Consider the following 20,877-nt stretch of genomic DNA (forward strand, 5'->3'; position numbering starts at 1 on the left):
TAATTTTTCAGGTGTGATAGCTTGCTGAAGCAACTCTGAATCGCTTCTATTGTCAATTTTTTCTTGCATAGAGAACACGACCTTTTATTTGAAAATAAAAGCGATAGTAAACATTAATTTACTTAAAATCAAATATCCAAATAAAACCTATGAGGCTTGGTTCTGTTCGCTGTGACAAAATCTATTGATTTATACACGGCTATAAAAACGTATAAATAGCAGTTAAACATCCCACTCGACGAAGTTCTTTAACAGCTGCAAACCAGCAGTATGACTTTTTTCTGGATGGAACTGGGTTGCAAATAAGTTATCTTGGATAACACTGGCACAAAACGGCTGACCATAATCACATACCGCAGCCACTTGTGCGCTATCAGTAGGCTCGCAGTAGTAACTATGGACAAAGTAAAAATGCGCCTTGTCTTCGACACCAGTCCATAATGGATGATCAAAATCCATACCACTGATAGTATTCCAGCCCATATGCGGTACTTTTATCGTTGCGCCTTGCTGATCTGTCCATGTCGGGTCAAATGCTTCTACTGTGCCTTTTAAGATGCCAAGACAGTCGGTACCACCATTTTCAGCGGACTGCTCAAACAACGCCTGCATGCCTACACAGATGGCCATAACAGGCTTGTTAAATACAGCATCGCGTATGACCTCATCAATCCCAGCATCGTGCATGCCAGCGATACAGTCACGCATGGCACCGACACCGGGGAAGACTATCTTGTCTGCCGCAGCGACAACTTTTGGGTCGTTGGTGATAGAGACGTCTGCCCCGACCACTGACAGTGCTTTACTGGCGGAATGCAAATTGCCCATACCATAATCTAATAGTGCTACTTTGGTCATCGATTGGTTCTCATTTTTAAATATTTTGACTACTGTACTATTTATATCGTTAGCCATTTATATTATTGGCCATTGCCTTTTCTATTATCGCGGGTGTAGATAAGGTTTTGCTACAAGGAAGTCAAGCGCAGGCTGTACAACTAGTACGCCAAGCTTGACTGGCCCTTTTGAGCAACCTTGTAGAACAGCCTTAAATGCGCCTTAGAAAGCCTCTTTAGTCGATGGCAAGGTGTTTAACGCACGCTCATCATATTCGCAAGCCATGCGCAGGGCGCGAGCAAATGCTTTAAAGGTAGACTCAATTTGGTGATGGCTGTTTTTGCCCTTCAAATTGTCCAAATGCACAGTCATCCACGAGTGGTTGACGAAGCCATAGAAAAATTCACTAAACAGATCAACATCAAATTTGCCCACATGCGAGCGAGTAAAAGGGATATCCATGTGCAGGCCAGGACGACCTGACAGATCAACAACCGCACGGGTTAATGACTCATCGAGTGGCGCATAAAAATGCCCATAACGACGGATGCCTTTTTTGTCACCCAATGCTTTGTTAAATGCTTGTCCAAGCGTAATACCAGTGTCTTCCACACTATGGTGATCATCGATAAAGGTATCGCCGTTACATTTGATTTCCAAGTCAAACAAACCGTGACGCTTGATTTGATCGATCATATGATCCAAGAAAGGCACGCCAGTATCTACCGTGCCTTGACCAGTCCCATCAAGATTGACGGTACAAGTGATTTGCGTTTCGGCAGTGATACGCTCAACGGTCGCAATACGCTCGGGGCGGCCGTGTAAGTTTGCATTTTTTGGTGCATTTTGCTCAGTTGCATTGGCTGTCATGGCTACTCTCTATCAGTTTTTTATCAGTGAAAAGCGGTCAATAAAATAGGACGAAAACACGCCCGAGTCTTTAAATAAGTGAATAATGAAAAATTTAAAAAATCTATCAATGTTTACGTATGATACGAACAATACTATTGTCTACACGCCTTAGGCGTTGTCTACCTTCATCATAGCAAACCCTAACATTTACTGCTATGTCCAAGCCGTAAACCACGCACAAATTTACCTCATTCTGCTAAAATAGTGACTTTAGTTTTATTAATCATAGGCGATGACAGCGCTATGATGTCATGCTGTATACCATTATAGGACTCCACCATGCCCTTAGAAGCGATCGCTATCAATAGCTTGGATGCACCACTGATTAAAAAACCTGCCCGCGAAAACGAGCTAACAGAACGCCTGCACGCTTTGTATGACAGCGATGACACTCAGCCTAGCGGCACAGAGGTACTCAGTCTCGTTGAGCAAGGGTTTAAGCGTGGGCAGTATCTCTATGTCGGTATGTTCAATGATAAGCCGATCGCTGCGGTTGCCTGTTTTGATGATGGACAAACCAATGCTAAGCGCTTGCAGTATTTAACGGTGCATGCGCAAAATCGTGGCCGCGCTATTGATGCCAAGTTTATTAAACTGGTCTATGATGCCGAAATTAAAAAGGGCGTGCGTGAGTTTGTCCCTGCAGATACCGAGATTCATCGTATTATGAGCGAGTATGAACTGCTACGGGTAAAAGACTGAATCGAGCGCTGATACGGTTGATTTTGCCCATATCTGACTATTTATCGTCTTTTATCAAATATAATGCAAAAACTACTTGACAGTAGTGCTTATATTTAGTTTAATAGCGCCTCAACGAAGACGGCTCGATAGCTCAGTCGGTAGAGCAACGGATTGAAAATCCGTGTGTCGGCAGTTCGAACCTGCCTCGAGCCACCATTCGTTTAAGAATTCTAAAAAGCCCCAGACATTATGTTTGGGGCTTTTTTTATGTTTGGATTTTATACCTAAGGATATTTTAAACCACCTTTACACGTGCTTGTTTAATAACAACTCACATCGCTCATTTGAATCTAAGCTATAAACCGTCGCACGGTAATCAATACCATGACGCCCTTCAAAAAATACCACTCGATCACCCACTGCTAAAAAACAAGACGTACGAGCATTATAAATAAAATCATCAATCACAAATGCTTGATCACGATCTATCTCGCTTACGGTGTACGTCTCTCCTTCAGGAATCAGTTTTTCGAACCACGCACTATAGGCCGCATTAGTGGTTAGTAGGCCCATCAGTACTGTCGATATCATAAGTATATTTTTTAATGACTTTATGAGAATCGAATAAGCGATAGATATTTTATTCATGATTGGTTTCCTGATGGTCACAGCTGAACAACATTTTTAAGCTGTTTTTTCAACAACTCGGTTCAGTATACTAAATATTGATATCCTGAACAGGTGATGTTATGCGAGAGTTTGATTACGACTTGGATTATAAGCATTTAGATCTGCGCGCACAGCCTGAATTGTATCGTGTCGGACGCGGTGAGCAAGGCGTGTTACTGGTTGAGCCATACAAATCGGAAATACTACCGCACTGGCGCTTTGCTACTCCTGATATCGCAACCGAGAGTAGCGATACTATTTATCAAATGTTTTTAGATTATTTGGCTGATGATGATTTTGTCGGTGCTGATATGGCTCGTAAATTCATTCAAATGGGTTATACCCGTGCCCGCCGCTATGCCAATCATAAAGGTGGCAAAAAATATAAAGGCGCTGTCCCTGATGATAAGAAAGGTCAGAGCGGTGCGCATGGGCGTGAAGAGCTGCCACGGCAAGTCGAAGATCCTATCAAAGCAGAGTCTGCCCGTATATTTAAACAAAAATGGGACGAGTGTCGTGAGAACAAAAAGTATCTCAGAATGAAAAAAGAGCATCGTGAACGTTATAAAGAGGTTGAGTAGTTACCTCTGTTTGTCATATTAAAAAATTAAAAAAGTGAACTCTCTCACCCTAAAAGATGGCTGTGCTAAGGTATAGTGCAAAGCTCTATAGTCAAAGTATGTTTAAATCGCTACAGTGCTGCTGGGATAAATTTTTCGCAGCCTCTGTGAATACAGCAAGCAAGTAAAATTTGTACCAGTAACACCATAATACAATCATATCGGTTTTATGTTTCTTTGACTATATACCACACACATAACAAATATAACTGTTTCAAATAGCGAGGAATAATGGATAAGCAACTGTTAATTTTTGATTTCGACGGAACACTCATTGATAGTGTGCCAGATTTGGCTGATGCGACCAATGCTATGTTAACCACACTGGGCAAAGAGACTTACCCTATCGAGACGATACGCAACTGGATAGGCAATGGCTCAAGATTACTGGTAGAGCGTGCGCTCGTGGGTAAGGTAGAAGTGCTAGAAGGCGAATTGACGGTCGAAGAGGCTGATCACGCAGAGCAAGTGTTTTTTGAGGCTTATAAAAATCTTAGCGGTAGTAAGACCGTCGCTTATCCAGATGTCGATAGCGGACTGAAGAAACTGAAGGACGCAGGTTATACACTGGCGTTAGTCACCAATAAACCCATTCGTTTTGTCCCAAAAATATTACAATCCTTTGGTTGGCAGGATTTGTTTAGTGAAGTGCTAGGCGGTGATAGCCTCTCAACCAAAAAGCCCGACCCTGCGCCACTATTGCATGTCTGTGAGACGTTGAATATCTCATCAGAAAAAGCCGTGATGATTGGTGATTCTAGAAACGATATATTGGCCGGACAAAACGCCAATATAGACACGCTTGGACTGTCTTACGGCTACAACTATGGACAAGACATCCGTGAATTGAATCCGACCGAAGCATTTGATAGCTTTAAAACACTACAAGACTACCTGCTTAAACAAGCATAATCTCAAAAATTTTCACAAGGTTAGTCGCATTTCGTTTGGCTTACCTTGTGGAGCTTATCTTGTGGGAATGTGGGACTTATCTTGTGCGAATAGAGTCACTTACTACGATAACTGAGTGCCTCAGACACATGAGCACTGGTAATGGCAACACTATCAGCAAGGTCAGCGATAGTACGAGCTACTCGTAACACTCGATGATAGCCACGAGCAGATAAATTTAGGCGCTGCTGAGCCAGCTGTAATAGCTGCTGCTCGCCCTCTCCTAGTTGGATATATTTATCAACCTCGCTAGGGCTAAGCTCATTGTTCACTTTACCCTGACGCTGTATCTGACAGTCGTGTGCCTTCGAGACTCTGTGGCGTACTTGTTCGGAGGCTTCTCCCGCTTGAGCATTTTGCAAATCTGCAATCGGTAAAGCAGGTACAGTGATATGCAAGTCAATGCGATCAAGCAAAGGCCCTGATAGCTTGTCTTGATAGCGCTTAATTTGCTGAGCACTACAACGGCAGCGTCCCGAACCATCGCCATCATAACCACATGGGCAAGGGTTCATAGCAGCGACCAATTGAAAGTTAGCAGGGAAAGTCATTTGAGAATTTGCACGGCTGATAGTTATTTGCTTGGCTTCTAATGGCTGACGCAACACCTCTAATACCGTCCGATCAAACTCAGGTAACTCGTCTAAAAATAACACGCCCTTGTTCGCAAGCGTAATCTCACCAGGTTTCGGACGCGAGCCCCCACCGACCAAGGCCACGGCTGATATTGTATGATGAACCTGTCTGAAAGGACGTGTGCCATAATCATAATCGCTGTCTGCGACTGAATACGTACTGGCTACTTCTAACGCATCTTCGTCACTGAGATCAGGCAAAATAGTCGGTAGTCGCGATGCCATCAATGTCTTACCTGAGCCGGGTGGCCCGGTAAACAGTATCGAGTGACCACCTGCTGCGGCAATCTCTAGCGCACGCCGCGCATGGTGCTGTCCTTTGACATCGGCCAAATCCACTTGATAGCCGACATGCTTTGGGGCGATACTGGGTGTAACGATATCCAAAGGCTGATAAAATCCGCTAGAATCAGCCAATGACCGTAAGTGATCGCAGACGGATTTGAGACTTTGGGCGCCTAATATCTCTACGCCCTCGACGCGGCTGGCTTCCGCTCCATTATCCATTGGCACTATTAACTTGACTGATTCTGATGTCTCTACTGAGTGCTGCTCGTTTAATGGTCGCTCGTTACTGCTCAATGACGTTGCAGCCAGTCTTTCCGCTTTAATCGCTCGTGCAACTGCCAAACTGCCTGTTACTTGTCGCAAGTTTCCGTTTAACGCCAACTCACCAATAAACTCAAACCCTGATAATACCTCTGGATCGAGCTGGTCGCTGGCTGCCAATATACCTATCGCAATTGGTAAGTCTAGGCGCGCACCGTCTTTGGGTAAATCAGCAGGTGCTAAGTTAATAGTTAGACGGCGATTGGGGAACTGAAACCCAGAATTCAATATCGCAGAACGTACTCTGTCTTTGCTCTCACGTACGGCAGCTTCAGGCAAACCAACAATGGTCAAAGCAGGCAGACCTTGCGATAAGTGCACCTCAATAATCACCTTAGGTGCGTGCAAACCGACGACTGAACGGGTATAAACTTGAGCAAACGACATGAGTATTTCCTATAAAGAGGCTCTCTCGATAATAGAGGATTATCTATAGGTGCGCAAATGTCGTGTTTTTAATCATAAGTGCCTATACTTAATGAGCCAGTGACTATCCCATGATACCTAGACGTTTTATCTAAAAGCGCTAGGGCATGCCCTCATTTTGAAAATGGAGATAAAAATGAGACAAATAGCAGTTAAACAAGGAAAGTAGTGCAGATAATATCGAGATATTAGCAAGCTACTTGACGCAGTTTGGCAAATATTTAGCCATTTTTAATCCATTTAATATTTACTATTCAGAGTGAGGAGACGCCCTATTTATTCACCCCACTACTAACAGGGATTTGTTATACTAGCGACTGTCTATTTAGACATAAATATTGCTGTAAAAATGCTCATAAATAAACGATTAAGATCACTATCGGTGAGCCAGACAAAATCCAGTAATAGCTATGGTCAACATGAGGAATATCGCATGACAGAACATTCAGAACAGAACAATTCTAACAGTGCTGACCATATCGAGCAGCCTTACAATCGCGCTGGAGAGCAGCCGACGACGACGCGACCTGTCATGCAACCAGACAACCCTTATGCCAGTACGCGCGGTAGCATTACGAGCAAGCAGCTACCTGCCTTTGATGAAGCGATTATCAATAAATACAATCGCTCAGGGCCGCGATATACCTCTTATCCAACGGCATTAGAGTTCTCACCAATCGCTGACGGCCTTGAGACAAAAATCCTGCAAAATCGTGAAGCGCGTGCGCCATTGTCTCTATATTTTCATATTCCGTTCTGTCGCCACCTTTGCTATTACTGTGCTTGTAATAAAATTATTACCAAAAAAAATAGCGATTCAGGTGACTATTTACAGTACTTAATCGCTGAGATTAAGCATAAGCGTCGCTTGTTATCTGCACCTGAAGGTAGCAGCAAACCATTGGTCAAACAGCTACATTTGGGCGGTGGTACGCCGACGTTTTTGCGTGATGAAGAAATGGTTCAGCTGTGGGAGTTTTTGCTGACGCAGTTTGAGTTTTTACCCGAAGATGAAGGTGATTACTCTATCGAGATTGACCCGCGCGAGCTAAGTGGAGACACGCTAAAAGTGTTACGCGGGCTAGGTTTTAACCGCATTAGCTTGGGTGTACAAGATTTAGATGAAACGGTACAAATCGCCGTCAATCGTGTGCACTCAGCAGAGTTGATTGAAAACGTGCTAAATGAAGCGCGTGAACTGGGCTTTCATTCTATCAATATTGACCTGATTTATGGTCTACCGCATCAGACCCCAGATACATTGGACAAAACCGTACAGCGCATCATTGAGATGTCACCAGATCGTCTGTCGGTATTTAACTATGCGCATCTACCTGAGCGCTTTAAGGCGCAACGTCAGATCAAAGATGAAGATCTACCCAGTCCAGCAGCCAAGCTTACAATGCTTGGCAATACCATCAATACATTAAGCGCGGCGGGCTATCAATATATCGGTATTGATCATTTTGCCAAACCTGATGATGAGCTCGCTGTCGCACAGCGCGAGGGTAAATTGCATCGTAATTTTCAGGGTTATACCATCATGGGTGATTGTGACTTATTGGGCTTTGGTGTGTCGTCTATCAGTCAAATTGCCAATGCCAATACTCGCTACATCCTTCAAAATGATACTGATCTGCAAACCTATCAAGCCAGTATAGATGCTGCACAGAGCAATCTTACTATCATGCCTGCGGTAAAAGTTATCAAAACATCGATTAAAGATCGCTTACGTGAATACGTGATTATGAATTTGCTCTGTCATGACTATATTGATTTTAAAGATGTGAATCAAAAATTCGGTATCGATGCGATTACCTATTTTATCGATGAAATAGCACAACTCGGTGCGATGCAAGACGATAGACTCATCGATATGGATGCCGCTGGTATTCGTGTCTTACCACGTGGACGCTTATTGGGTCGAAACGTTGCGATGGTCTTTGATGAATATCTTGAGACAAAACACAAAGATCGTTTTTCTAAAGTGATTTAAAACAATTTTGAATAAACAAAAGAAAGACCTCAATAGAGGTCTTTTTTTATCTGAAATGATAGTTACTACACTTTTAACTTATCACCCACCATACCTTTAACGGTACTTAAAATATCAGCAGGTAACACCACCATTTTTGAGTTATCAGATTCAGCCAACTCACGGATTGCTTTGATATACTGCTCACCAAGTAAGTAAACAATCGGCATCTCTTCTGTACCCATGGCATTGGTAATCAAACGAATCGACTCTTCTGAGCCTCTCGCTAGCACTACCTGCGCTTCAGCATCACGGCGTGATGCTTCTAGGCGACCATCTGCTTCTAAAATAGCTGCTTGTTTTTGACCATCAGCACGAGTTACCGTCGCACGGCGTAGACGCTCTGCCGCTGCCTGCTCTTCCATTGATGCTTGCATGGTTTGTGAAGGGTTAATGTCTTGAATCTCTACCGTCTTTAGCGTGATGCCCCAATCGGCGATATCTTCTGAGATTGCATGCTTTAGCTTGGTTTTGATTTCGTCACGGCTAGACAATGCACTATCAAGATCCATTTCACCAATGATCGAGCGCAAAGACGTTTGCACCAGATTTCGAATACCATATTCATAATCTTCGATGCCATACACTGCTTTGTCAGGGCGTACGATATTAATATAAGCCACGGCATTGGCAATGATAACTACGTTATCTCGGGTAATGACTTCTTGTGACGGAATATCCAGCACAATATCTTTGGTGGTGACTTTATAAGCCACATCATCGACATAAGGAATAATAAGATTAAGTCCAGGCTCTAACGTTTGGCTATATTTCCCCAATCGCTGTACCACCCACTTATAACCCTGCGGTACGATACGAACCCCTTTAAACACGGTAAATACAACCAGTGCAATTAAGACTATCATGACGATACTAAAGCTTTCCATAACCCACCCCTATTATTATATTTGTTTACTATTATTCGTCGCTGCTTGCGATTTCATACTACTCACAATTAACTCGTTACCAACGATGTCTGTTACCACTACCCGATCACCAACCGCTACCTGCTCCCCTGTCGTACGACACATCCATTCCGCCGCACCAACGATAGGAACACTAAACCTCACCGTACCCGCATGATTAGGCTGCGGTTGTACGATTATCATGCCTGTTTCGCCAACGATAACACTGCCACCCAATCCTGCTTTGGTACGGTCTACCGATAAAGGCTTAATAAATTTGAACCAAGCCAATAGAAATATGGCCGACAGCACCAGCCAAATAATAATTTGGACAAAGACTGAAACAGGCAATAACCATGAAAGGGCTGCAACGATGATGGCAGCAGCACCAAACCATAGGCTTGCAAATGTGGGCACAAACATCTCGACAATCAATAATATGAAGCCTAAAACGAGCCAATGCCAAGGTTCAATCATCCAAAGTATTTCCATCGTTGCGATACCTCTTATCTTTGATATTCTAGCTTTCAATGTAACACACTTTTCGTATCCATAAATTCTTAAAAATCATCAATCTACGATGTTCACAGCTTAATAAACATGAGAGAAAATATAAAAGTCTAACGCACAAAAAAACGCACCCCGAAGGATGCGTTTTTTTATTTATTCTTTATTTGATTAGAACTTAAAGTGAGCGCCTAAAGTAAAGCCGCTTACGCTAATATCCTCAAATTCATCCTCAACTTGAGGATAAATATTATACATAGCTTCAATAGAGGCCATAGGACTGATGTTATAGCCAAGACCTAACCCACCAGCTACTCCTGTATCAGAATGACTCAAACTCTCATTTTGACTAGCATCGAGTTTATCCGTGTATTCCGCCTCGATTTTATTTTTTGCGATACCCAAACGACCTTTTGCATAAAGTCCAGTACTTGGAAAAGTATAGTCATAAGTACCATATAAGCCATATACATCAGCACTATATTCAGCTTTCTCAAAACGTTCATTGAACGAATCAGTATCACCAGTGGTTAAATATTCAGCCTCTACACCAAACTCTGGAGTAAATTTATAACCACCATAAACGCCATATGACACTGCGTCATCATCTACATCTGCATCTGGGCTGTACTGACCAACTTTTACACCAACATACGGCTGACCTGCATAATTAGCAGCAGCTTGAGCGCTTACACTCATCAAAGAACCAACTGATAGAGCGATTAAAGCTTTCTGTAGAGTGTTCATATATTTCCTATTAAGTAAGGCTAAAATGCCATCTGCATAAATATAGCAAAGCATAAAATTTAGATGGACTATTGTTGAATACGAGATTCTAGCAGAACCTTATTTTTAATGCACTCTTTTTTGATGACTTTTGTTTTATTTTTACCACGTGCAAAAAAACGCACCCCGAAGGATGCGTTTCTTATTTATAACACTATTTTTTAAATAGTTTAGAACTTAATATTTGCACCTACAGTCATAAGATCTGTATCGCTACCCAACATGTCATATTCTGCTTCTACGTTGAAATTAGAGTTTACTGAATAGCCAAGCCCTACACCACCAGCTAAACTAGTATCTTTATCTTCGCCGTCGTAGAGTCCCAATGTCGTGTTAGTCGCTTCAACTTCAGTTCTTGCCACACCTAGCTTACCTTTTGCGTATAAGCCGCTATCCGCGAAAGCATGGCGATAAGTACCGTAGGCACCGTAAGATTTGGCATCAATATCACCACCACGGTAATCAGCGTCATCTGAACCAACATATTCAGCTTCAAGACCAAAGTTAGGATCAAAGTTATAACCAGCATAGACGCCATAAGCAGTTGGATCATCGGCATTATTCGTATCTAAATCGAATTGACCGACTTTGGCACCGACATATGGTTGACCAGTATAGCCATTACCATAAGAGACCGCGGCTTGTGCGCCTACGCTTAATAAAGAACCTGCTACTACTGCCATTAAGGTTTTTTGTAGAGTTTTCATTTTATATCCTTAAAATTACATTTTGGTTATGTATTATCTGTATGAGAAAAGCTCATCAGATAAGCCTTCAATAAAAGGGTTTAGAAAAATATTTAGAATTTTAGCTGTGCACCAACAGTTAATAGGTTGGTATCGACATCGCTGTCCAGCATCGAGTATTCAGCCTCGACACCGAAGTCAGGGTTGACTGAATAACCAAGACCCACACCGCCTGCAATACCTGTATCACTGGTAGAGTTCGATACTTTAACCGCACCGTTAGTGTAGTCACCTTCAACTTCAGTCTTTGCAACCCCTAGCTTACCTTTTGCATATAGACCAGTATTCGGGAATTGGTAGCGAGCGGTACCGTATGCACCATAAGTCTTGGCATCCAGATCACCGTTACGATAATCAGCATCATCCGAACCTACATATTCTGCTTCGACACCAAAAGTAGAATCAAAGTTGTAACCACCATAAACTCCGTAAGCGGTTGGATCATCTGCGTTATCAATGTCTAAATCGAACTGACCAACTTTAGCACCAACATATGGCTGTCCAGTATAGCCATTGCTATAAGATGTAGCGGCTTGAGCACCAACCGTCAATAAAGAACCAGCTGTTAATGTAAGTAATACTTTTTGTATATTTCTCATTATGAACTCCTTAACATCGATCAGAATAAGCAAGTTACTTGTGATGACTTCTATAGTCATATCGCCTTGCTTCCGATGAATATAATAGTAACAAACTATTTCATACAGTCTGTCAGTGTTTAACGGCACGAGAGTTAAGATTTGCAAGCATTCATCATTGAGCGGGTTACAAAGGCCAAAAAATGAAACTTTTTTGTTACAATCACCCTATTTATGCAATAATCCCTACTCATTTCACAGATTCGCTCCTCAAAACCCTAGGTCAATACGCCTGAAATAATAAAAATTAAGAGAAAAAATGACAAACCTTATCCTTAATCATATGCAATCAGCGCTCGACAAGCTCAAAACAAATCAACAATACCGTCAACTCCCAAATCTGAGGCATAGTGGACGGTATATCGTGAGCGAAGGTAAAGCTTTGCTTAATATTGCGAGTAATGACTATCTTGGCTTGGGCGGTGATGCTGAGCTACAAGAGGAATTTCTCAACCAAATAGAAGGATTACCTGCAGCAACAGTACCTAAAATGAGTGCTACCTCTTCACGGCTCCTCACAGGTAACAACACACAACTACAACTATTAGAGTCAGAATTACAAAGTTGGTATCAGAATGCGGTAAATCAACAAGGCGTACCTACCAACAAATCTGTACTGGTACTCAATAGTGGCTACCATGCAAATATTGGTATCTTACCTGCACTGACCTTATTGCCAGTCAAAACACTTATTTTGGCTGACAAGCTGGTACATGCCAGTATCATCGATGGATTGCAACTGAGCCAAAGTAAGCTTGTCAGCTATCGCCGTTATCGTCACAATGATTACGAGCATTTGGCCAGATTTATTGAACAAGCAGACCCAGCCGTTGAGCGCATTATTATTGTTACTGAGAGTATTTTTAGTATGGATGGTGACCGCGCCGACTTACAAAAGCTGGTGGCATTAAAAGCTAAAGACGCTCGTATAGAGCTATACGTCGATGAAGCACATGCGGTTGGTGTTTTAGGTAATACAGGATTAGGGCTGGCAGAAGAGACAGTAACGTTGGCTGAAATTGATTATTTAGTTGGTACCTTTGGTAAGGCTTTCGCGTCAGTTGGGGCGTATATCATGTGTAATGAGACCGTCAAACAGTGGCTGATTAATACTATGCGCCCATTGATTTTTAGTACGGCGTTACCTCCTATCAATCATGCATGGACACGATTTATTTTAGCAAAAATGCCCACATTGACTGACGAACGCGCACATTTGGCACAACTCTCTACCACACTGAGTCAGGCCATCGCACCGCAATATCGTGTATCCTCAGCGGCTGAAAACGTCTATTATAACTCACCCATTGTGCCCTATATGCTGGGTGATAATGCGCGTACACTTGCCAAAGCACAACAACTGCAAGCGGCAGGGTTTTATGCGCTGCCTATTAGACCACCTACCGTTCCCGAACACACCGCCCGTATCCGGTTGGTTATGAATGCCAAACTGACCAATAAAGACTGCAATCAGCTGATACAGCAGCTCATTTAGTCAAGATGGTTTTGCACTTTATTGATCACCTTTATTATGAGATATCAGCCTTTTTATCCAAAAAACCGTCTGACTTAGATGACCTGAATAATATGACAACACTCTCTACAGCCACTCACTTTAGCATCAGAAAACAAATCATCGCTCGCCATTTTGCAAGCGCTAGAGACTATGACCAACATGCCAATGTTCAGCAAATAGTTTGTCAGTATCTACTGGATAATATTGCTCATACTAAACAAAGTAGTGTATTGGAAATCGGTGCAGGCACAGGTCAAATGACACGGTTACTCGCTGAGCAAATCCACAGCCATCACTGGCTCATTAACGAATTATGTAGTGAGCATACTGTTACATTACAATCAATACTGCCCACTGCTGAAATCATCGTTGGTGACGCTGAAACCCTAGGTTTGGCAGAAAACCATAGTTTGATAGTCAGTGCCAATGCCGTGCAATGGTTTGATGATCCATTGAGCTTTGTCGCACAATCAGCACGCCGCTTACAACCTGAAGGACAGCTGGTTTTTAGCACCTTTACCCCAAATAATTTTTTGCAGATTAAAACATTAATAGATCAAGGACTACTGTATCCGAGTATCGAGGCATGGCAACTAGCGTTAAATAAGGCAGGGTTTATAGATTGTCAGGTAACCACACAGCGTTTTGATTTATGGTTTACACGCCCCTACGAGGTGCTTAAACACATGAAACTAACGGGAGTATCGACCAATCAAACGCAAATACAGTCAAATAATACACCACCATTTACGTGGACAAAAACACGGTTACAGCAGTTTGAGCAAGCGTACTGGCAGCAGTTTTCTGTAAAAGATGAAGAAGGTAAGCTCGGTGTAAGCCTAACTTATGAAGCGCTTATAGTGAGTGCATTTAAACCTTAATCACGCAGCATATGACAAGAATAGTAGCTAATAGGAAGCACAATTATTGGAAATAGTAGCCATAAAAAAACGCATCCCGAAGGATGCGTTTTTTAATTTAATAACTTATCGGCTTGTATCGACTATACCATTTTTAAAAACTTGAGTAGCAAGCCAAACCAGCGTAAGGGCTACATTGCGTCGACTAAGCAAGTTTGATGCAGCTCATCGCGTTGTTAAATTTGATATTACTTCTTGTCTTCGTCGACTTCAGTGAACTCAGCGTCCACAACATCATCATCAGCTTGGTTAGTGTCTGCTTCACCTTCAGCACCTTGTTGGAACTGGCTTGGATCCATACCTTCTGCACCAGCGCCGCTATCAGCATAGATTTTTTGGCTGATTGGCAAGAATGCATTGTCTAGCGCTTCAAGCTTGGCTTTGATGTCATCATGATCATCTTCTTTGGTCGCTGTCTCAAGCTCAGTAATAGCCGCTTCTACTGTTGATTTTTCATCATCAGTGACTTTGTCTTCGGCTTCTTTTAGTGCTTTTTGTACCGCATGGATACGACCATCTGCTTCGTTACGTACTTGCGCTAGGTTAGCGAACTTCTCATCCTCAGCAGCATTGGCTTCTGCATCACGAACCATTTGTTCGACTTCTTCGTCCGACAAGCCAGAATCTGCTTTGATCTGGATGCTTTGTGCTTTACCAGTACCTTTATCAGTTGCTGAAATATTCATAATACCATCAGCATTGATGTCAAAGGTTACTTCGATTTGTGGCAGACCACGTGGTGCTGGTGGAATATCTGTCAAGTCAAAACGACCAAGCTGTTTGTTTTGGTTAGCGATTTTACGCTCACCTTGATAAACCTGAATGGTTACTGCTGGTTGGTTGTCTTCAGCTGTTGAGAATACCTGTGATTTCTTAGTAGGAATCATAGTGTTTTTCTCAATGATTGGTGTCATAACACCGCCCATTGTTTCGATACCTAAAGTCAATGGAGTCACATCAAGCAATAGTACGTCAGTTTTGTCACCAGATAATACGGCACCTTGAATTGCTGCACCTGCTGCTACTGCTTCATCAGGGTTCACGTCTTTACGTGGCTCTTGACCGAAGAACTCTTCTACTTTTTTCTGTACTAAAGGCATACGAGTCTGACCACCAACTAGGATGACGTCATCGATATCACCAATTTTTAGACCGGCATCTTCAAGAGCAATTTTACAAGGACCCATGGTACGCTGTACTAGATCTTCAGTTAAACTCTCTAGTTTTGAGCGGCTGATAGTAACAACCAAATGCTTAGGACCACTGCTATCAGCAGTGATATATGGCAGGTTTACTTCAGTACTTTGGGCACTTGATAACTCAATTTTGGCTTTTTCTGCAGCTTCTTTTAGACGCTGCATCGCAAGAGAATCACCTTTTAGGTTGAAGTCTTGGTCTTTTTTGAACTCGTCTACTAAGAAGTCAATCAATGCTGAATCAAAATCTTCACCACCAAGGAATGTGTCACCATTGGTTGCTAGTACTTCGAACTGCTGCTCACCATCTACGTCAGCGATTTCGATAATTGATACATCAAACGTACCACCACCCAAGTCATATACAGCAACGGTGCTATCGCCTTGCTTTTTATCCATACCATAAGCAAGTGCAGCAGCAGTTGGTTCGTTGATGATACGTTTTACATCAAGACCAGCAATTTTACCTGCATCTTTAGTCGCTTGACGCTGTGAATCGTTGAAGTATGCAGGTACAGTGACAACAGCTTCTGTCACGCTTTCACCAAGATAATCTTCAGCTGTTTTCTTCATTTTTTTCAAGATTTCAGCAGAAACTTGTGGTGGTGCAAGTTTTTTACCATTGATTTCTACCCATGCATCACCGTTATCTGCTTTGGCGATTTTGTACGGCACCATACCGATGTCTTTTTGTACAACTTTGTCATCAAAACGACGACCAATCAAACGCTTAATCGCAAACAATGTATTGCTTGGGTTGGTGACTGCTTGACGCTTAGCTGACTGACCAATAAGGATTTCGTCATCTTTATAAGCGACGATCGATGGTGTTGTGCGAGTGCCTTCAGCATTTTCGATGACTTTAACCTTATCACCTTCCATTACTGCCACACATGAGTTAGTTGTACCTAAATCAATACCAATTACTTTACCCATAATCAATTACTCCTAATTTGTTTTAAATATAAATAATTATATGCTCAGACCAATGTCGGTCACTTGTTGCTTTATATCGGTTTACTTGTTGATTTTTTCAAGTCAAAACCCACACAAAAATTGTCTTTTGTGTGATTTTTTGTGAAAACCCTTATTAATATTAAGGTTTAGCACAGTTAAAGACTTATTGTTCCTTAATTATATAATAAAGCTGTTATCTTAACTCTCGTTATATTAGCGATAACGGCCTAAAAACTATTGACCGACACGTACCATTGCTGGACGCAGCAGACGACCATTTAGGCTATAGCCTTTTTGCAGTACAGTACCGACAGTATCAGCTTCAGCATCTGCATCAATACCAACCGCTTCATGTAAATCAGCGTTGAACTTTTCACCTTGTGGATCGACCGCCTCTACACCATTTTTAGTCAGTAGTGCCAATAGCGCTTTGTGCGTCAGTTGCACCCCTTCAGCGACTGGATCATTAGCATCAGCATTTTCGATAGCGCGCTCTAAGTTGTCGACAATATCCAACAACTCCTTGGCAAACTTTTGTAGCGCGAACTTTTTGCTCTTTTCTGCTTCTTGTTCCATACGCTTCTGCGCATTGTACGCTTCTGCATTGGCGCGAGCCGTGGTTTCCTTGGCTTGCTTAACCTCACCTTCTAGCTCAGCGATGCGTGCTTTAAAAGTCTCAAGGTCGATATCATTGTCGATGGTCGCCTCTTCACCTGAGTTGTTTTGTGGATCAAATTCTTTCAGTGTTTCATCTAAAACACTTTCACTCTGATCAATATTATCTTGCGCCACGTTTTGCTCGCTCATAATAGCTCCTTAGAATGTGATAATGACGGTTCATATAGGACACGGCAGACTGGCTCATTACCAGTCATTATGCGTCCTTATTAGATACTTAAAATATTTCGCTCATTATTTTATTAATGCGCTTTACTAGCTGCTTGATAAAGGTGATAGGTATAAATTTCAAGCCTAAAACGCAGGATTTTTTCTAATTTGCCACAAATTTTGTCTTAATTTAAACTAAAGTGCTTGTGAAGTGTTTCCTTTGCCCTAATCAGATGTAAGTAGGCGCTAAAAATATCGATGGCTACTGGCTTCTATAAAATTGGTTTCTATCCATAGGTCATCTAGGATCTGTTGAATATTCAAATAACAATATCGTTATTTATCAGCGTTACCAGTCAAGGTAATCATCCAAATCTCCGAACGTGTGCTTAATCTAAAAGGCACTGCACCGATGCCATAACCTGACGTCACCAAAAACTGCGTATCATTTAAGCGCTTTGTTCCATAGTTGAGTGGTGAAAACCAATTCATTAAAATTGTTAATGGAAAAATTTGCCCACCATGAGTATGCCCAGACAAGTGCAAATCAACCGGCAACACTTTGATCTCATCCATCATAGAAGGACGATGCTCTAAAAACACCACAGGCTTATTCGTATCAACCTGGGTCATTAACTCCTTCGCTGACAATCTGGTCTGATCAACATCATCCGAACGCCCAACCAACCACACTGAGTCATCTAATAACACGCTCTCATTATCAAGCGCTTTAATCCCTGCGGCTTCAACGGCTTCAGAGATGGCTTCATCATAACCTCGATAATCATGATTCCCTAAGGTGGCATAAACCCCAAGTGGTGCCTTTAGTTTTGATAAATGTTCGTGCATATTTGTGTTGTCATAAGCAATCGTCGTGTCGTGCATGATATCGCCTGCTATGACGACGACATCAGGATTTTGCGTATCGACTAAAGCAACCAGTTTATCTATCTGATGATTACCGAACCACCTCCCCCAGTGGGTATCAGATACTAAGGCGATGCTCATAGGCTCATTCAGCGGCTTGTCCGTCGTAACCGTCAAACGATGCACCACAGGCGAGTAAGCATTAAATACCGCCAAGCTGACAATAGCTATATAAGCCGTGAACGCAAATACACGTGTGAGCTTAGGGCGCGACTGACACTTTAATAATTTATTAAAAAAGAGTGATAGTACAGCAGTGGCTATCCCTGCATAAAACATAAATCCCTGCAAGATACCGCTGACCAGATAGACACTAAAACGCTCACCCCAAAAATCACTTAGACCATAAACGAGAAAGGCATTATTAACGATAAAAACACTTATTACCAAAATCACCTTAACGCTTTGGCGTTTTGGTTTGATAAACCACCAAAGCAACAGACAAGTCATGATAGAGAGTAATTGCGTGAATCCAATAAACAGCCACATAGTAAAATCCACTCAGATAAAAATGAGGTTATCTTACGTTAAAAACAGCTTTTTTTTAGTGCTCAGCCTATATTTCATCAATACTTCATGATTTTTACATAAAACTTTATGAGATAAAGTCGTATGATTTATCATAAGAGTCGTACAGAAAATAAAGGTAAGAGTATGAATAAACGCTGGGGGTTTTGGACACTTTGGGTATGTATCAGTGCCATCGCTGGTTTTATATGGGGCATTATATTAAATAATGGTTCTTGGTTATCTATAGGCGGTATGGCATCAGGTATCAGCTGCTTTATTGTGTTTTATACGCTGCTTGATGATTTTGCACGCAAAAAACAGTGGCATCGTTTTATCGCAGCTTTGAAGACAGGCGTATATATAAAAGCAGGGTTACAGATTCTGAATCTGGCCATGCCTATTGCTCGTTTTGTCTCACCAGAAATTTTAGCAGGGATGGCGGCTGTCTATATCGCTGAACGTTTGGGATTAGATTATTATCAAGCTTTGTCATGACGTTAATAACAGGTGCATTACTGTCGTTATGCGTTGGGGTTATCAGCCTTATCGTGTTTTTGATATCAAATAAGAAAGCACGTACTATTACGACAAACGACATATCATAAATCTGCTTATTATAGAACCTACTTACTTTTTGACAGAACTGCCTTAGCGTTTGTCTGGCGCTATTTTACAGACGCCATTTTTACAGGCTTGCATGACTGCTGTTCCATATATCATCTTGGTCACCCAGTTTGGAACTCTATAACGATTGCGGGCGACATATGGGTAGCCAAAGTTACCCAGTTGCTTGACCACTGGCAAAAACAACAACGGTGACCATTTAACACCGCCAGTCTTGTAGAGCAGCCGCACAGCATCCATGTGTGTGTACCAATTGCCATAGCTGTCCTTTATACACATATAGGTCATCGCATCCTCACGGCTAAACCCTGCGACCGCCAGCTCATCTAATCCCTCCTCTACAGGAACCAAACGTATCTTCTGTGGCTGGCGTTTTTTCATATTATGCGCCTCGGTGCTGCATATCACGCAGGCATCATCGTAGTACATCGTGATGGATAAACTCGCCTGCTCTCTATAGCTGTTGATATGGTTTTGGATAATCATGTTACAACTCCTTTATGAGTGATACCTAAACATCAAGGCTATTAACTTTTTCGGTCGTGTTAACTACTGAATACTTATTGACTGGTGCTAATAAGGGGATAACTGGCTGCTGCGTCCATTGCGGGGCGGAGGTATCTAAGCGCTTAGCCAGTATCGGTAAGTGATTAGTCGGCACCGCTGGAAATAGATGGTGCTCAATGTGATAGAGCAAATTAAACGTCAATAGATTGATGAGCGGATGGCGCTCACTGCGAGCATATACCACCTCATCGCAACCATGATGTACGCTCCATACCGCAAAGAACCCCACCATCGTATTGGCCAATATCATCACCAATACGTGATACACCAATACTGGGTGCATCGTGATAAAAGCAATGACAACCACTGCGAAGATAAGCAACAGATCAAAGGCAACAAGTATACGATTACGGCGGCTACCATGCGTCAACCCAAACCACTGAATCGCAATCGAGAACAACCCGCCACCTAATATCGCCTTATACCATGGCAAGCGTGCCCAGTTGCCCTCAACATCGCTGTCACCAAGCGGATCTCGGTGATGGTTGAGATGAGTGTGTCGAATAGCATGTGTGCTACAGAGCATCGTGATACTGAGAAAAAACAGCATGAGCTCGGTGGCAACTCTTCCCACTCCTAGCGTTCGATGATAACAATCATGCGCTTGTCTCAGTGCAGCGGTAAAAAAGAAGAATGTCGACACAAGTGCAAGCAACCACCAGCCCTGCCACGCACTCCACCATGACAGTAATAGAAAAGGTAATGATAAAAAAATATTATAAACAGTCTCGCTCAGACTAAGCTGACGCAAATCTTGCCATTCAATACTGGCTAATGAAGGATGACGCATGATGTTCTCCTTACTTGATGATAAGCAGTAGCTGGCGTGCAATGCAACTACTTGGTTCAACTGGCTTAGTGTTATTTACTTT

At 42.3% G+C, this 20,877-nt stretch carries 21 protein-coding genes and 1 tRNA gene; 8 read left to right on the forward strand and 14 right to left on the reverse strand.

The features are described 5' to 3' along the window. Positions 1 to 222: 222 nt before the first annotated feature. Together hisH and hisB are read right to left on the reverse strand one after the other, a co-directional pair. Positions 223 to 858 (reverse strand): imidazole glycerol phosphate synthase subunit HisH, encoded by a 636-nt coding sequence (gene hisH, locus ACT3QP_RS04550; RefSeq protein WP_444524637.1) that lies wholly within the window; start codon positions 856 to 858, stop codon positions 223 to 225. Between the two features lie 201 nt (positions 859 to 1,059). Continuing rightward, positions 1,060 to 1,707, reverse strand: coding sequence for an imidazoleglycerol-phosphate dehydratase HisB (gene hisB, locus ACT3QP_RS04555; protein WP_192991942.1), 648 nt, complete (start codon positions 1,705 to 1,707; stop codon positions 1,060 to 1,062). Positions 1,708 to 2,028: 321 nt separating this feature from the next. Here hisB and ACT3QP_RS04560 point away from each other — a divergent pair, with 321 nt between their 5' ends. Next, a complete protein-coding gene (locus tag ACT3QP_RS04560) occupies positions 2,029 to 2,451 on the forward strand; it encodes a hypothetical protein (RefSeq protein ID WP_444524638.1) in 423 nt (140 codons plus the stop codon). 122 nt (positions 2,452 to 2,573) lie between these two features. After that, positions 2,574 to 2,649: transfer RNA gene (locus ACT3QP_RS04565), tRNA-Phe, on the forward strand. Positions 2,650 to 2,739: 90 nt separating this feature from the next. Here ACT3QP_RS04565 and ACT3QP_RS04570 read toward each other — a convergent pair. Continuing rightward, the gene (locus ACT3QP_RS04570) at positions 2,740 to 3,081 is read right to left on the reverse strand and encodes a hypothetical protein (RefSeq protein WP_444524639.1); all 342 of its coding nucleotides are present in this window, start codon (positions 3,079 to 3,081) and stop codon (positions 2,740 to 2,742) included. A 101-nt stretch (positions 3,082 to 3,182) separates the two neighbouring features. Here ACT3QP_RS04570 and ACT3QP_RS04575 point away from each other — a divergent pair, with 101 nt between their 5' ends. Beyond that, entirely contained in the window at positions 3,183 to 3,683 is a 501-nt protein-coding gene (locus ACT3QP_RS04575) for a DUF4385 domain-containing protein (RefSeq protein ID WP_444524640.1), read from the forward strand. A gap of 270 nt (positions 3,684 to 3,953) precedes the next feature. Then, on the forward strand, positions 3,954 to 4,634 hold the full coding sequence (locus ACT3QP_RS04580) for a phosphoglycolate phosphatase (protein WP_444524641.1): 681 nt from the start codon (positions 3,954 to 3,956) through the stop codon (positions 4,632 to 4,634). A 95-nt stretch (positions 4,635 to 4,729) separates the two neighbouring features. Here ACT3QP_RS04580 and ACT3QP_RS04585 read toward each other — a convergent pair whose 3' ends face one another. Beyond that, positions 4,730 to 6,304, reverse strand: a complete 1,575-nt coding sequence (locus tag ACT3QP_RS04585; protein WP_444524642.1) for a YifB family Mg chelatase-like AAA ATPase — start codon at positions 6,302 to 6,304, stop codon at positions 4,730 to 4,732. Positions 6,305 to 6,875: 571 nt separating this feature from the next. Here ACT3QP_RS04585 and hemN point away from each other — a divergent pair. Next, on the forward strand, positions 6,876 to 8,339 hold the full coding sequence (hemN, locus tag ACT3QP_RS04590; RefSeq protein WP_413038452.1) for an oxygen-independent coproporphyrinogen III oxidase: 1,464 nt from the start codon (positions 6,876 to 6,878) through the stop codon (positions 8,337 to 8,339). A 65-nt stretch (positions 8,340 to 8,404) separates the two neighbouring features. Here hemN and ACT3QP_RS04595 read toward each other — a convergent pair whose 3' ends face one another. The 5 genes from ACT3QP_RS04595 to ACT3QP_RS04615 form a co-directional block, all read right to left on the reverse strand. Then, positions 8,405 to 9,265 (reverse strand): SPFH domain-containing protein, encoded by an 861-nt coding sequence (locus ACT3QP_RS04595; RefSeq protein ID WP_192519486.1) that lies wholly within the window; start codon positions 9,263 to 9,265, stop codon positions 8,405 to 8,407. A gap of 15 nt (positions 9,266 to 9,280) precedes the next feature. Next, positions 9,281 to 9,775, reverse strand: a complete 495-nt coding sequence (locus ACT3QP_RS04600; protein ID WP_225739184.1) for an NfeD family protein — start codon at positions 9,773 to 9,775, stop codon at positions 9,281 to 9,283. Positions 9,776 to 9,961: 186 nt separating this feature from the next. Next, the gene (locus tag ACT3QP_RS04605; protein WP_192519487.1) at positions 9,962 to 10,537 is read right to left on the reverse strand and encodes a porin family protein; all 576 of its coding nucleotides are present in this window, start codon (positions 10,535 to 10,537) and stop codon (positions 9,962 to 9,964) included. Positions 10,538 to 10,746: 209 nt separating this feature from the next. Continuing rightward, complete coding sequence (locus ACT3QP_RS04610) at positions 10,747 to 11,283, reverse strand: porin family protein (RefSeq protein ID WP_192519488.1); 537 nt, start codon at positions 11,281 to 11,283, stop codon at positions 10,747 to 10,749. 92 nt (positions 11,284 to 11,375) lie between these two features. Further along, positions 11,376 to 11,921, reverse strand: a complete 546-nt coding sequence (locus ACT3QP_RS04615) for a porin family protein (RefSeq protein WP_192519489.1) — start codon at positions 11,919 to 11,921, stop codon at positions 11,376 to 11,378. A gap of 298 nt (positions 11,922 to 12,219) precedes the next feature. Between ACT3QP_RS04615 and ACT3QP_RS04620 the strand changes: the two genes are divergently transcribed. Continuing rightward, positions 12,220 to 13,455 carry an 8-amino-7-oxononanoate synthase gene (locus ACT3QP_RS04620; protein ID WP_192519490.1) on the forward strand — a complete coding sequence of 412 codons (1,236 nt, stop codon included), beginning with the start codon at positions 12,220 to 12,222 and terminating at the stop codon, positions 13,453 to 13,455. 92 nt (positions 13,456 to 13,547) lie between these two features. Continuing rightward, entirely contained in the window at positions 13,548 to 14,357 is an 810-nt protein-coding gene (locus ACT3QP_RS04625) for a methyltransferase domain-containing protein (protein ID WP_192519491.1), read from the forward strand. A gap of 227 nt (positions 14,358 to 14,584) precedes the next feature. Here the strand turns inward: ACT3QP_RS04625 and dnaK are convergent, their stop codons facing one another. The 3 genes from dnaK to ACT3QP_RS04640 form a co-directional block, all read right to left on the reverse strand. Continuing rightward, a complete protein-coding gene (gene dnaK / locus ACT3QP_RS04630; protein WP_192519492.1) occupies positions 14,585 to 16,528 on the reverse strand; it encodes a molecular chaperone DnaK in 1,944 nt (647 codons plus the stop codon). Between the two features lie 255 nt (positions 16,529 to 16,783). Next, positions 16,784 to 17,356 carry a nucleotide exchange factor GrpE gene (grpE, locus tag ACT3QP_RS04635; RefSeq protein ID WP_192519493.1) on the reverse strand — a complete coding sequence of 191 codons (573 nt, stop codon included), beginning with the start codon at positions 17,354 to 17,356 and terminating at the stop codon, positions 16,784 to 16,786. A 357-nt stretch (positions 17,357 to 17,713) separates the two neighbouring features. Continuing rightward, positions 17,714 to 18,793, reverse strand: coding sequence for a metallophosphoesterase (locus ACT3QP_RS04640; RefSeq protein ID WP_192519494.1), 1,080 nt, complete (start codon positions 18,791 to 18,793; stop codon positions 17,714 to 17,716). 123 nt (positions 18,794 to 18,916) lie between these two features. Here ACT3QP_RS04640 and ACT3QP_RS04645 point away from each other — a divergent pair, with 123 nt between their 5' ends. Further along, positions 18,917 to 19,309, forward strand: a complete 393-nt coding sequence (locus ACT3QP_RS04645; protein ID WP_442074808.1) for a hypothetical protein — start codon at positions 18,917 to 18,919, stop codon at positions 19,307 to 19,309. A gap of 153 nt (positions 19,310 to 19,462) precedes the next feature. Here the strand turns inward: ACT3QP_RS04645 and ACT3QP_RS04650 are convergent, their stop codons facing one another. Next, positions 19,463 to 19,924, reverse strand: coding sequence for a thiol-disulfide oxidoreductase DCC family protein (locus tag ACT3QP_RS04650; protein WP_442440079.1), 462 nt, complete (start codon positions 19,922 to 19,924; stop codon positions 19,463 to 19,465). 25 nt (positions 19,925 to 19,949) lie between these two features. Beyond that, positions 19,950 to 20,795, reverse strand: a complete 846-nt coding sequence (locus tag ACT3QP_RS04655; protein ID WP_192519497.1) for a fatty acid desaturase family protein — start codon at positions 20,793 to 20,795, stop codon at positions 19,950 to 19,952. Positions 20,796 to 20,877 lie beyond the last annotated feature (82 nt).

It is taken from the genome of Psychrobacter sp. AOP7-B1-24, from assembly GCF_052376215.1.
Classification (GTDB): Bacteria; Pseudomonadota; Gammaproteobacteria; order Pseudomonadales; family Moraxellaceae; genus Psychrobacter.